At 70.4% G+C, this 12,250-nt stretch carries 10 protein-coding genes; 7 read left to right on the plus strand and 3 right to left on the minus strand.

Annotated elements, in window-relative coordinates; translation table 11 throughout:
* Positions 1 to 422: 422 nt before the first annotated feature.
* Both ACIQWX_RS29445 and ACIQWX_RS29450 read left to right on the plus strand, forming a co-directional pair.
* Positions 423 to 1,226, plus strand: coding sequence for an alpha/beta fold hydrolase (locus ACIQWX_RS29445; protein WP_400877647.1), 804 nt, complete (start codon positions 423 to 425; stop codon positions 1,224 to 1,226).
* The gene (locus ACIQWX_RS29450; RefSeq protein WP_400877650.1) at positions 1,223 to 1,978 is read left to right on the plus strand and encodes an SDR family oxidoreductase; all 756 of its coding nucleotides are present in this window, start codon (positions 1,223 to 1,225) and stop codon (positions 1,976 to 1,978) included. Before ACIQWX_RS29445 ends, ACIQWX_RS29450 begins: the two co-directional genes overlap by 4 nt.
* Here ACIQWX_RS29450 and ACIQWX_RS29455 read toward each other — a convergent pair.
* Positions 1,963 to 3,510 carry a transposase gene (locus tag ACIQWX_RS29455; protein ID WP_400879739.1) on the minus strand — a complete coding sequence of 516 codons (1,548 nt, stop codon included), beginning with the start codon at positions 3,508 to 3,510 and terminating at the stop codon, positions 1,963 to 1,965. The two genes, ACIQWX_RS29450 and ACIQWX_RS29455, sit on opposite strands and share 16 nt — an antisense overlap.
* Before the next feature lie 153 nt (positions 3,511 to 3,663).
* Here ACIQWX_RS29455 and ACIQWX_RS29460 point away from each other — a divergent pair, with 153 nt between their 5' ends.
* From ACIQWX_RS29460 to ACIQWX_RS29480, 5 genes are all read left to right on the plus strand, one after another.
* Positions 3,664 to 6,261 carry a bifunctional FO biosynthesis protein CofGH gene (locus ACIQWX_RS29460; RefSeq protein WP_400877652.1) on the plus strand — a complete coding sequence of 866 codons (2,598 nt, stop codon included), beginning with the start codon at positions 3,664 to 3,666 and terminating at the stop codon, positions 6,259 to 6,261.
* 76 nt (positions 6,262 to 6,337) lie between these two features.
* Positions 6,338 to 6,865, plus strand: a complete 528-nt coding sequence (locus tag ACIQWX_RS29465; RefSeq protein ID WP_400877655.1) for a DUF4232 domain-containing protein — start codon at positions 6,338 to 6,340, stop codon at positions 6,863 to 6,865.
* 87 nt (positions 6,866 to 6,952) lie between these two features.
* Positions 6,953 to 7,810 carry an arpA protein gene (locus tag ACIQWX_RS29470; RefSeq protein WP_400877658.1) on the plus strand — a complete coding sequence of 286 codons (858 nt, stop codon included), beginning with the start codon at positions 6,953 to 6,955 and terminating at the stop codon, positions 7,808 to 7,810.
* Positions 7,811 to 7,877: 67 nt separating this feature from the next.
* Complete coding sequence (locus ACIQWX_RS29475; RefSeq protein WP_400877661.1) at positions 7,878 to 8,702, plus strand: class I SAM-dependent methyltransferase; 825 nt, start codon at positions 7,878 to 7,880, stop codon at positions 8,700 to 8,702.
* Positions 8,699 to 10,435: a choline/carnitine O-acyltransferase gene (locus ACIQWX_RS29480; RefSeq protein ID WP_400877663.1), complete on the plus strand. Its 1,737-nt coding sequence runs from the start codon at positions 8,699 to 8,701 to the stop codon at positions 10,433 to 10,435. The genes ACIQWX_RS29475 and ACIQWX_RS29480 overlap by 4 nt, the downstream gene beginning before the upstream one ends.
* Here ACIQWX_RS29480 and ACIQWX_RS29485 read toward each other — a convergent pair.
* Entirely contained in the window at positions 10,421 to 11,335 is a 915-nt protein-coding gene (locus ACIQWX_RS29485; protein ID WP_400877665.1) for an alpha/beta hydrolase fold domain-containing protein, read from the minus strand. The genes ACIQWX_RS29480 and ACIQWX_RS29485 overlap by 15 nt on opposite strands.
* On the minus strand, positions 11,332 to 12,114 hold the full coding sequence (locus ACIQWX_RS29490; RefSeq protein WP_400877668.1) for a class I SAM-dependent methyltransferase: 783 nt from the start codon (positions 12,112 to 12,114) through the stop codon (positions 11,332 to 11,334). The genes ACIQWX_RS29485 and ACIQWX_RS29490 overlap by 4 nt, the downstream gene beginning before the upstream one ends.
* Between the last annotated feature and the right edge of the window lie 136 nt (positions 12,115 to 12,250).

Genomic DNA, 12,250 nt, shown 5'->3' on the forward strand with positions numbered 1-12,250 from the left:
TTTAATGCTCTCAAAGGAACCTCATACGAGGTTCAATACATAAGCTCTACTGGCTTAGTTCACTAGCACACTGTTGAGTTCTCAAGCAACACACCCCGAGTCGCACCGCCGTCAAGCGGCCTTACTCGAAGCGAGTTATTTCTAGCAGTTTGTGTGGGACACCCACTCAATCGCGGTGAGCGAGAGCTTGGTTCGTGTCCCTGCCGCTCGGTTTCCCTGGCGACTTGGAGAACTTTACATGCCCCGAAAGGGCCCGAAACAGGGGGGTCCCTTAACAAGATCAGCGCAGGTCAGACCCCGTGACGAAGCCCGTCTGCGACCCAGTCTGCACCCAGGAGCCCCGAAGCGCCAGCGAAAGAACATTGCTCCGAGTACATTGCGCCGTATTGCTCCGCGTGAGTGCTCCGCCTAGCGTCGGCCGCATGAACCTCGCCCACGACGACCTCGGCCCGCGCGACGGGCAGCCGGTCCTGCTGGTCCACGGCCACCCCTTCGACCGCTCCCTGTGGCGACCCCAGGCGGAGCACCTGGCCGAGCGCGGCCACCGGGTGGTGACACCCGACCTCCGCGGCTACGGCGATTCGAAGAGCGGCGACTCCGAGACAGGCGACACCAAGACCGGCCTCGACGTCTTCGCGCAGGACCTCGTAGAGCTGGCCGACCACCTCCGGCTGGCGAGCTTCGTCCTCGGCGGTCTCTCCATGGGCGGCCAGATCGTCATGCAGCTGACGAAGGACCACCCCGGACGAGTGGCGGCCCTCCTCCTGGCCGACACCTTCCCCGGCCTCGACACCCAAGTGGCGAAGCAGGCCCGCTACGACACGGCGGACCGGATCACCGAAGAGGGCATGGAGCGCTACGCCGACGAGCTGCTCCCCAAGATGATCTCGAAGCAGACCCGTGAAACCCGCCCCGACGTCGAAGCTCACGTCCGCCGGATGATGACCCACGCGCCCGCAGAAGGAGCCGCGGCCGCGTTGAGGGGACGCGCCGAGCGTCCCGACTACACGCCGGCGCTGAGGCACATCGACGTCCCCACCCTGGTCGTCGTCGGCAGCGAGGACGAGTTCACCCCGGTCGCCGACGCCGAGCTCATCCACCGGGAAATCCCGGGTTCGACCCTGGTGGTGGTCGAGGGCGCGGGCCACCTGCCTAACCTGGAGCGCGAGACCGAGTTCAACGACGCGCTCGACACGTTCCTGACCAGTAGCGGAGCCACCAGATGACCCAGCAGACCGTGTTCGTGACCGGCGCCAGCGCCGGCTTCGGCGACGCCATCGCGCGCCGGTTCGTCGCCGAGGGCGCCCGCGTGATCGCCGTCGCCCGCAGTGAGGACAAGCTCGAGAAGCTGGCCGGCGAGCTCGGCGACGCCGTCTTGCCCGTGCCCCTGGACGTCAGCGACCCCGAGGCCGTCAAAGCCGCCGTGGAGAACCTCCCCGAAGAGTGGGCGGTCGACGTCCTGGTCAACAACGCCGGCCTGGCCAAGGGCCTCGAGCCCGCCCACCGGGCCGAGCTCGACGACTGGGACCAGATGATCGCGACGAACGTCCGCGGCCTCGCGCACGTCACGCGCGCGCTGCTGCCCGGCATGGTCGAGCGCGGCCGCGGCCACGTCATCAACATCGGCTCGATCGCCGGTACCTACCCCTACCCCGGCGGCAACGTCTACGGCGCGACCAAGGCGTTCGTCCACCAGTTCAGCCTCAACCTGCGCAGCGACCTGCACGGCACCGGCGTCCGCGTGACGAACGTCGAGCCCGGCATGGTCGGCGGCACGGACTTCTCGAAGGTCCGCTTCGACGGCGACGCGGCCAAGGCGGACAAGGTCTACGAGGGCACCACCCCGCTGACCGCCGAAGACGTCGCCGAGTCCGTCTTCTGGGCGGCCAGCCAGCCGAAGCACGTGAACATCAACGTCATCGAGCTGATGCCGGTGGTGCAGAGCTTCTCCGCGCTGCAGATCTACCGCGAGAGCTGAAAGAGGCCGGCCAACGCCTGCTGACCGGGGTCCAGCTCGGTCAGCAGGCGCTTCGTGCGCGGCCGCCCGCCGGTGGACGGGTAGCGCAGCACCAGCTCGCCGACGCCGGCCAGCCGGTCGAGCAGCTCCCGCACGGACAGGTTCATCCCCGCCCGGTCGGCCTCGCGCCGCATCAGGTGGGTGACGGTCGCGGCGAGCACCGAGACCAGGCCGTGCGCCGCGATCCGCTGCCGCGTCCACTCCCAGCGCGGGGTCGGGCCGGTGACGGCGGGCCCGGTCAGCCAGCGGAACGTCGACTCCAGATGGGTGCGCGCGCGGTAGGCCGTGACGACGTCGCCGATCGGCCAGTCCCGGTCGGTGACCAGCACCTGCTTGCCGAAGAACTCGTCGTCGAGCCGAGCCAGCGCGGCGGCGTCGATCCGCCGTTCGAGCCGGATCTCGCCCGGCCGGTTCCCGCTCAGGACCGCGGTGAGCACGCGCTCGATGCGCCGGCCGCGCGTGACCCGGCCCAGCTCGGCGTGCACCTGGGCGCGGTCGCCGCGGTGGGTGCCGGCGGCCAGTGCCTCGGCCAGGCCGTCCAGCTCGCGGGTCGCGGTGGCCAGCTCGTCGGCGAACGCGCGGGACTGCGCCGCGTGCAGCGTCGCCGAGTGCGTCAGGATCACCCGCCGCCGGACGCCGTCGACCACCGCGTGCGTGTCCAGCGCCGTCAGGCCGGCGAACCGCTCGGGGTCGACGCGCTTGCGGGCGGACGCGGGCTGGGTCAGCAGCTCGGGGTGGTCGGTCAGCGGCAGCGACCCGACGAACCCGCTGCGTGAGCCGAGGTCCAGCTGCGCGGCCTGGCCGGAGTGGAAGACGAGCGTCGCCGGTCCCAGTCCCGCCATCAGCGAAGCGAACGTCGGGGCCGTGCCGTCGTCGCGCCGGTACAACCGCGACGCCAGTGGGATGGCGCCGTCGCGCGTCACCCGCAGGCCGACGCCGGCGAGGACGCCCTGGCACGCCGAGGGCAGCGTGCAGTCCGCCGGGGCGAAGGCGGCGAACTGGGGGACGTCCACGGCGAGCGCCGCGTGGTCGTCGAGCGTCTCCAGCACGGCGGCGGCGACGGTGTCCTCGATCCCCGCGATGCGTTCCGGTGTAAGGCGTTCCAGCGCTTTCCAGATTCCGTCCACTGTGGACAAGCGCGGGCGGACCAGGTCGGCGGCCGCGCTCGCGGCCCACCACTCGCCGATCGGCGTCTCGGGCGCGGTCGCCCGGTGCAGCACCGCGACCGCGAGGGTCAAGCCGAGCGACGGCTTCGCGCGCACGACGTCGTCGACGCGGTGGAGGAAGTCCAGGCGCGCGAGCGTCGACCACACCGCGGCGACGTCGCCGAACGCCCGGTACGACGTCGACGCCGGCTCGCCGCCCGGGACGGCGCGGGCGATCTCCTCGGCCGTCCCCAGGTAACGCTGGGTGACCACCCGCGGTTTGCCGTCGACCCGGCCGGACTCCGCCAGGTAGTAGTACGTCCGTCCGCCGATCTTCTTGCCGACCACCGATGCCACCCTTTAGGTAATACACGTCGAGCAGCTGATCGACAACCACGGCACGGCGGTGACCTGCGACGACGATCACGTCCGGGTACAACCGCAGCCGGGTGCGCAACACACACTGGCTGGTCGCGTGAGGACGGTCCTAGCGTGGGCGGAATGGGACCCGAACCCGACGCCACCACCCCGACCGCCTCCGCGATGCGCCGCGCGCTCGCCCGGGCGCGTGACGGGAAGACACTGGACGTCACCGAAGCGGCCGTCCTGCTGCACGCCCGCGGCGACGACCTCACCACGCTTTCCGAGTACGCCTCCCGCATCCGCGACGCCGGCCTGGCCGAGGCCGGGCGCGCCGGGATCATCACCTACAGCCGCAAGGTCTTCATCCCGCTGACCCGGCTGTGCCGCGACCGCTGCGGCTACTGCACGTTCGTCACCGTGCCCGGCCGGCTCGAATCGCCGTTCCTGTCCCCGGACGAGGTCCTCGACATCGCCCGCAAGGGTGCCGAGATGGGCTGCAAAGAAGCCCTCTTCACCCTCGGCGACCGCCCCGAGGACCGCTGGAAGGCCGCTCGCGAGTGGCTCGACGCGCACGGCTACGACGACACGCTCTCCTACGTCCGCGCGATGGCCATCCGCGTGCTCGAGGAGACCGGCCTGCTGCCGCACCTCAACCCGGGCGTGCTGACCTGGCAGGACTTCCAGCGGCTCAAGCCGGTCGCGCCGTCGATGGGCATGATGCTGGAGACGACCGCGACCCGGCTCTGGAGCGAGAAGGGCGGCCCGCACTACGGCTCGCCGGACAAGGACCCGGCGGTCCGGCTGCGCGTGCTCGAAGACGCCGGACGCAGCTCGGTCCCCTTCACCACCGGTGTCCTGATCGGCATCGGCGAGACGTTCGAGGAGCGTGCCGACGCGCTGTTCGAGATCCGCAAGGTCGCGAAGACCTACGGCGGCATCCAGGAAGTCATCGTGCAGAACTTCCGGGCCAAGCCGGACACGAAGATGCGCGCGACGCCGGACGCCGACCTCGAAGAGCTGGCCGCGAACATCGCCGTGGCACGGCTGGTGCTCGGCCCGAAGATGCGCATCCAGGCGCCGCCGAACCTGATCGGCAGCCAGTACGACCTGATGATCCGGGCCGGCATCGACGACTGGGGCGGCGTCTCGCCGCTGACCCCGGACCACGTCAACCCGGAACGCGCCTGGCCGCAGATCGACGAGCTCGCCCGCCGCACCGAGAAGGCCGGCTTCGACCTCAAGGAACGGCTGACGATCTACCCGGAGTACGTCAAGGCCGGCGAGCCGTGGCTGGACCCGCGGATCACGCGGCACGTCGCCGCGCTCGTCGACTACGACACCGGGCTGGCCCGCGAGGACGCGATGCCGGTCGGCATCCCGTGGCAGGAGCCGGACGGCGGCTGGCAGGAGTCCGGCCGCACCGACCTGCACACCGAGATCGACACCACCGGCCGCACCGAAGACCGCCGCAGCGACTTCGACTCCGTGTACGGGGACTGGAAGGAGATCGGCGACCGGATCAAGACCGGGCCGGCCAGGTTCGACACGGACATCCTGGAAGCGTTGCGCAGCGCGGAAAAGGACCCGGCCGGGCTGTCCGACGACGCCGCGCTGGCACTCCTGCACGCGGACGGTCGTGAGCTGGACGCGTTCACGAAGCTCGCCGACGACCTGCGCCGCGAGACCGTCGGCGACGACATCACGTTCGTCGTCACGCGGAACATCAACTTCACCAACGTCTGCTACACGGGTTGCCGCTTCTGCGCCTTCGCGCAGCGTCGCACCGACGCCGACGCGTACACGCTCTCGCTGGAGCAGGTCGGCGACCGCGTCGACGAGGCGTGGGCCGCCGGCGCGACCGAGATCTGCATGCAGGGCGGCATCCACCCGGACCTGCCGGGCACCGCCTACTTCGACCTCGCGGCCGAGGTCAAGCGCCGTCAGCCGGAGATCCACCTGCACTCCTACAGCCCGATGGAGGTCGTGAACGGCGCTTCGCGGACCAACCTGTCGCTTCGCGATTGGCTGATCAAGGCGAAGGAGGCCGGCGTCGACTCGCTGCCGGGCACGGCCGCGGAGATCCTCGACGACGACGTCCGCTGGGTGCTCACGAAGGGCAAGCTGCCGACGTCGGAGTGGATCAAGGTCGTCACGACCGCGCACGAGGTCGGGCTGCCGACGACGTCCACGATGATGTACGGCCACGTCGACACGCCGGCGCACTGGGTCGCGCACCTCAAGCTGCTCGCGCGGCTGCAGCGTGAGGGCCTGGAGAAGCACGGGCGACGCGGGTTCAGCGAGTTCGTGCTGCTGCCGTTCATCCACCAGAGCTCGCCGATCTACCTCGCCGGGCTGGCCCGCGCCGGCGCGACCGTGCGCGAGAACCGCGCGGTGCACGCGCTGTCGCGGCTCCTGCTGCACGGCATGATCGACAACATCCAGAGCTCCTGGGTGAAGCTGGGCGTCGAAGGCAGCCGCGCGGTGCTGCAGGGCGGCGTCAACGACATCGGCGGGACGCTGATGGAGGAGACGATCAGCCGGATGGCGGGCGCGTCCAACGGGTCGTACAAGACGATCAGCGACATGCGCGAGATGGTCGAACCACTCGGCCGCCCGTTGGTGCAGCGGACGACGGGGTACGGGCGGCCGTCGGCCGAGCGCGTCGCCGCTGCGGCGGCGTCGGACGGCGTCGCCACCGCTGTGCGCAAGCCGCTGCTGCCCCTGCTGACTCCGTGAAAGGTCTTGAATGACTCATTCAAGACGCCTGGCGTCCTGAATGAGTCATTCAAGACCTCCGCTACCCTTCCGGCGCATGGGGGTTTTCCGCTTCACACCGCTGCTCGTCCTCGCGCTTCTGGCGGGCTGTGAAAGTCCGCCACCGCCCGCGCCGACTCCGACGTCCACCCCGAGCCCGACGTACGGGCCGCCGCCGTCGAAAGGTCTGTCGCTCACGGTCGGCCAGGTCGAAGCCGGTCTCGGCCACCGCGCGAGCGTGCTGACGCTGACCAACCGGGACACCGCGCCGCGGAAGGTCACCGGCTACCCCGACCTCAAGATCCTCGCGGGTGACGGCTCCCCGCTCGAGGTCGAGGTCGAGCACGGGACGTCGTACTTCGCGCGGGACCTCGGCCCGCAGGACCTGACCGTCCAGCCGGGCGAGAAGGTCGTGGCCGTGCTCGCGTGGTCGGCGACCGTCACGAGCGGCGACACGCGTAGCGGCGCGGCCATCGCGGTGGTGCCCGTTCCGGGCGAACCCGCGCAAAAGCAGCCGCTCGACACCGACCTCGGCACCACGGACACCGTCACCGTCAGCTCGTGGGCCACCGAGGTCGGCGCCTGACAACCCTGTGTCACCGCTCACAAACCGACGGTTGACCAGCGGGAGTCTGTGCTAACTCTGGTCCTTCACCCGCCGGAAGGGACCTCGATGAGCACCTCCGTAGCGCCACTGGAAATGGTCGACACCGACCGCTACCCGCTCACCGATCCGGACAGTCCCGCGTGGCGCGAGACCGTCGGGCGCACCCGGGCCGACCTGGCCGACGTCGGGTGCAGCGTGCTCGCCGACTTCATCCGGCCCGAGCTGCACGACCTGCTGCGGGAAGAGTGCGCCGCGCTCGAACCGCACGCCTACACGAAGATCGAGAAGGTCAACGCCTACAACACGGCGATCGACGAGCCGCTGCCCGAAGACCACCCGGGCCGCACGATCATGGAACGCGGCAACGCCTTCGTCGCGCGGGACCACATCCCCGCGTCGTCGATCATCGCCCGGCTCTACTCGAGCCCGGTGTTCCAGCGGTTCGTCGCCGACTGCTTCGGCCTGCCGGAGCTGCACGAGCTGGCCGATCCGCTGTCCGGCCTGACGCTCAACGTGATCGCGCCCGGCCGCGCGCACCCGTGGCACTTCGACACGAACTCCTACACCGTGAGCATGCTGACGCAGGCCGCCGAAGCGGGCGGGACCTTCGAGTACTGCCCGGGCATCCGGTCCGCGGCGGACGAGAACTTCCCGGCCGTCCGGGCGGTCATCCGCGACGACGGCACCCATCCGGTCCAGCGCCTCGGCCTCCGTCCGGGGGATCTCCAGCTCTTTCAAGGACGCTTCGCCTTGCACCGGGTCAGTACGGTGGAGGGTGCGATCGCGCGGCATTCCGCGATCTTCGCCTACAGCGAGCGCCCGGGGGTCATCGGCAGCGTGGAGCGGACCAGGCAGTTGTTCGGCCGGGTCCTGCCGGCCCACCTCGCCGGACGCACCGACCGGGGCGACGAACTGCTCGACTAGTCCATCCATGCCCCCGCCGCCGCCCTCAACGGACAGCGGAGCTGCGATTCGATGAGGAGCCTGGCCAGTGCCTTTCGACTCGACCGGCAAGATCTCGTTCGACCACATCTACACCGCGCCCGACCCGCGGCCGTTCTTCGGCACGCTGCGGCGCGTGGACTACGAAATCCCGCAGCTGGCGAAGCCGTACTTCGCCAAGCTGATCGGCGAGCACCCGGCCGAGCGTCCGACCGTGCTCGACGTCGGCTGCTCGTACGGCGTCAACGCGGCCTTGAGGCGCTGCGAAGCCACGATGGACGACCTCTACGCGCACTACACGGATCCGGACGTGCGGGCGTTGAGCCACGCGCAGCTGATCGAGGCCGACCGCGCCCGCGTCACCGATCCGGGTGGGGCGAAGTTCTACGGCCTGGACGCGTCGGCGCCGGCTCTCGAGTACGCGCTTTCCGCCGGGTTCCTCGACGAGGCGATCCACGCCGACTTCGAAAGCGAAGACCCGGACAGCACCCAGCGCAAGCTCCTCGAAGACGTCGACCTGGTGATCTCGACCGGCTGCGTCGGCTACGTCACCGAGAAGACGATCGCCCGGATCGCGCGCGAGTCGCGGCCCTGGATGGCGCACTTCGTGCTGCGGATGTTCTCCTACGAGCCGGTCGCCGACAGCCTGGCCGGGCTGGGGTACGACACCGCGCCGGTGCCCGGGGTCTTCCGGCAGCGGAAGTTCGCCTCCGCCGAGGAGCAGGCGCAGATCCTCGACACCCTGGACGCCGCCGGGATCGACCCCACCGGGCTCGAAGCCGACGGCTGGCTTTACGCGCAGCTGTATGTTTCCCGACCTGAAGGCGCGGACGCACTCGCCGCCGCGCTGGGCACCTCCGACGAAGAAGGATGACCGTGAGCAGTCCGGATTGGTCCACCCGCACCTTCGGCAACGAGGACCGGCTCCCCCGCGTCCCCGTCCCCACGCTGGAGGACAGCCGCCGCCGCTTGCTCGAGTGGTGCGCCCCGCTGCTGACGCCGGACGAACTGGCCGAAACCGAGGCGGCGCTCGCGGAGTTCATCGCGGGCCCCGGGCCCGGGCTGCAGGCCGCGCTCGAGGAGTACGACCGCTCGCCCGGCGTGCGCAGCTGGCTCGACACGTTCTGGCCGTACCGCTACCTCGGCCGCCGCGACCGGATCGCGCTCAACGCCAACTTCTTCTTCCTGTTCCAGGACTCCCCGCTCGGCCAGGTGGAGCGCGCGGCCGAGCTGACCGCGTCCGCCGTGGACTACAAGCTGAAGCTCGACGACGAACGTGTGCCGCCGGTGCTCCTGCGCGGCACGCCGCAGTCGATGGTGCAGCACCAGTACCTGTTCTCGGCGACGCGGATCCCGGGCGAGCTGCTGGACACCGCGCGCACGCGGTACCCGTCGCCCGAGCGGCACATCGTCGTGTTCTCGAAGGGCACACCGTTCCGGATGGACGTCCTCGCCGAAGACGGCCGTCCGTATTCGCCGGAGCAGATCGCCGACGGGCTGCACGCGATCCTGAAGGACGACCACGTCACCGACGTCCCGGCCGGCCCCTTCACGACGAAGGCGCGCGCGGAGTGGGCGGCTTCGCGGGCGGCGCTCATCGAAGCGGGCAACGCCGCCGCGCTGGAGACCATCGAAACCGCGCTGTTCTGCCTGTGCCTGGACGACTTCACGCCGTCGAACGCCCTGGAGGCGGGTGACCGGCTGCTGTACGGCGACAACCGCTGGTACGACAAGGCCGTCTCGCTGATCGTGTTCGAGGACGGCACCGCCGGGATCAACGTCGAGCACTGCGAACTCGACGGCACGACGATCCTCGGCTTCACCGACGCGTTGCTGAGCGGTTCGCGCGACGAGCGCGAGCCGGCTGACGGCGTCCCGGGCTACGAAGTCGTCGAGTTCGCGCTGACCGACGCTCTCCGCGAAGACGCCCAAGCGGCCGCGGCGGCTTTCCGCGCGTACGCGGACGCGACGGCGACGCAGACCGTGTCGTTCGACTTCGGCGCCAACCGCGCGAAGGAGCTGGGGATGTCCCCGGACGCCTTCGCGCAGATGTCGTACCAGCTCGCGCATCGCCGTGCGAAGGGCCTGACCGGCGCGACGTACGAGTCGATCGCGACGCGGCAGTTCCAGAACGGCCGGACCGAGGCCATGCGGGTCGTGACGCCGGAGGTCGTGCGCTTCGCCGACGTGATGACTTCGGACGCCTCTCGTGAGGAAAAGCGTGCCGCATTCCGTGCCGCGGCCGCGAAGCACGTTTCGCGGGCGAAGGAGTGCCAGGCCGGGGACGCGCCGGAGCAGCACCTCTGGGAGCTGCAGCTGATCGCGAAGCGCCGTGGCGAAGACTCGAACCTGGCGCTGTACTCCTCGCCGGGCTGGCTGAAGTCCCGGGACGACTTCCTGAGCACCAGCTCGGCGCCGTCGGTCAACATCCAGTACTTCGGGTTCGGTTCGACGAGCCCGCAGTGCATCGGCATCGCGTACGTCCTGCTGCCGGACCGGTGGAACATCTACCTGAGCACGCCGAAGCACGTGTCGGCCGAGATGCACCGCTTCGCGGACGAACTCGCGGTCGCGGTCCGGGAGCTGCAGGACCTACTGGCCGAGTAGGCGCCGCAACCAGGTCAGCCGGGCGGCGCGCGCTGCCCGGCTGATCCGCGCTTCGGGGGCCAGCGAGTCGAAGCCGTGGAAGCCACCCGGCCACACGTGCAGCTCCGCCTCGCCGCCCGCCTGCCAGATCCGGCTCGCGTAGGCGACGACCTCGTCGCGGAACGTCTCCGCCGTGCCGACGTCCAGGAACGCCGGCGGCAGACCGGAAAGATCGGATGCGCGGGCCGCGGCGGCGTAGGCCGGGACCTCGGCGAGGCCGCCGAGGTACGCCGTCCAGCCGATGTTGTTGGCCGTGCGGTCCCACAGCCCGCGGCCGTCGAGGTCGACGGCCGACGCGGTGTCGTTGCGGTCGTCGAGCATCGGGCACAGCAGCAGCTGCCCGGCAACGGACGGCCCGCCGCGGTCGCGGGCCAGCAACGCGGTCGCCGCCGCGAGCCCGCCGCCCGCGCTGATCCCGCCGAGCACCGACGGTCCGGCGAACCGCTCGACCGTCCACAAGAGACCGGCATAGCAGTCCTCGACCGGTGCCGGGTAAGGGTTTTCGGGAGCGAGCCGGTAACCGGGCGAGACGATCGTCAGGTTCGCCTCGCCCGCCCAGGCCAGCAGGTTGGGCACGTCGGCACCGAGGTGGCTGCCGACGATCGTGCCGCCGCCGTGGATGTAGTAGAGGACGCCCGCGCTCGATTCCGGGGTCATGACGAGCAGCGGGACGTCCCCCGCGTACTCCTCGGCGACCTTGTACGCCGGGTACGCGGCAGCCAGCTCCTCGACGGTCCGGTGTTCGGCCGCGTTCAGCTCGCGACGGCCGGGGATGTCGTCCAGCGAAGCCAGCGGCGGCCGGAGGGCGCGCAGCATCTCGACGACCGGCGCCAGCTCCGGGTCGAACGGCGGCGGCGTCACGACGTCGGGTCCGAGACCACGAGGACCAGGGAACCGTCGAACGTCTGTTGTTCGCGCAGGCGCCCGTAGCGGCGGGTCCACGTGCCGTCGTCGAGGTCGTGCTGCAGTTCGGCGGCGAAGCGGTGGTGCACGCGGTCGTCGACGAAGCTCCACGCGGAGCAGGACAGCCGCGCGCCCGGGTCGAGCAGGCGTTCCGGCCGCGCGTAGTAGGCCTCGTTGAAGCCGTCCGTGCAGTCGATCGGGATCGGCACGCCGACGATCGACGTGTGGCCGCCCAGTCCGTCGGCGATGTCGTCGACCGACGGGTAGCGCCGCGCTTCGGTCTCGATCACCTCGGGCGCGTAGTCCAGCAGCCAGAACCGCCGCAGCAGCGCGGGATCGCAGGTCAGGATGGCGATCGGGCCGCGGGTGACCCGCCGCATCTCCTTGAGCCCGGTCCACAGATCAGCCCACTGGTGGACGCTGAACGTGCTCATCGCGCCCTCGAACGACCGGTCCGGGAACGGGAGCTTCTCGGCCACGGCGTCGACCGCGGGCGGCAGGTCCGCCGGGCGCTGCGCGCGCATCGACGCGGACGGCTCGACCGCCGTCACCGAACGGTCTTCGGGTTCGTACGCGCCGGCGCCCGCGCCGACGTTCAGCACGGTCCGCGCGTCGCCCAGCGCGTCGAGGAGGTACTGGCCGATGCGGGGATCCGGCTTGCGGTAGTCGGTGTAGACCCCGCCGATCGCGCCGTAGTCCGCGTCCCCGGCGCTGCCGTCCGCACGTCGCTGGCTCATGCCTGAAAACTATCAGCGCGACCCGCCGTCGAGGGCGTTGCTCCGCCGGGCGCAACCGAACGTCGGGCATCCGGCGCAGTCGTCAATTCCTGTCGCAAACTTGCGTAAGTTAGTCCAACTATTGCGATTTCCTGTC

It is taken from the genome of Amycolatopsis sp. NPDC098790 (genome assembly GCF_044759945.1).
Taxonomy (GTDB): domain Bacteria; phylum Actinomycetota; class Actinomycetes; order Mycobacteriales; family Pseudonocardiaceae; genus Amycolatopsis.

Bases quoted from the DNA above. Each gene is read 5' to 3' on its own strand.
- ACIQWX_RS29445 (WP_400877647.1), top strand. From the start codon at position 423: ATGAACCTCGCCCACGACGACCTCGGCCCGCGCGACGGGCAGCCGGTC.
- ACIQWX_RS29450 (WP_400877650.1), top strand. From the start codon at position 1,223: ATGACCCAGCAGACCGTGTTCGTGACCGGCGCCAGCGCCGGCTTCGGC.
- ACIQWX_RS29460 (WP_400877652.1), top strand. From the start codon at position 3,664: ATGGGACCCGAACCCGACGCCACCACCCCGACCGCCTCCGCGATGCGC.
- ACIQWX_RS29465 (WP_400877655.1), top strand. From the start codon at position 6,338: ATGGGGGTTTTCCGCTTCACACCGCTGCTCGTCCTCGCGCTTCTGGCG.
- ACIQWX_RS29470 (WP_400877658.1), top strand. From the start codon at position 6,953: ATGAGCACCTCCGTAGCGCCACTGGAAATGGTCGACACCGACCGCTAC.
- ACIQWX_RS29480 (WP_400877663.1), top strand. From the start codon at position 8,699: ATGACCGTGAGCAGTCCGGATTGGTCCACCCGCACCTTCGGCAACGAG.
- ACIQWX_RS29490 (WP_400877668.1), bottom strand. From the start codon at position 12,114: ATGAGCCAGCGACGTGCGGACGGCAGCGCCGGGGACGCGGACTACGGC.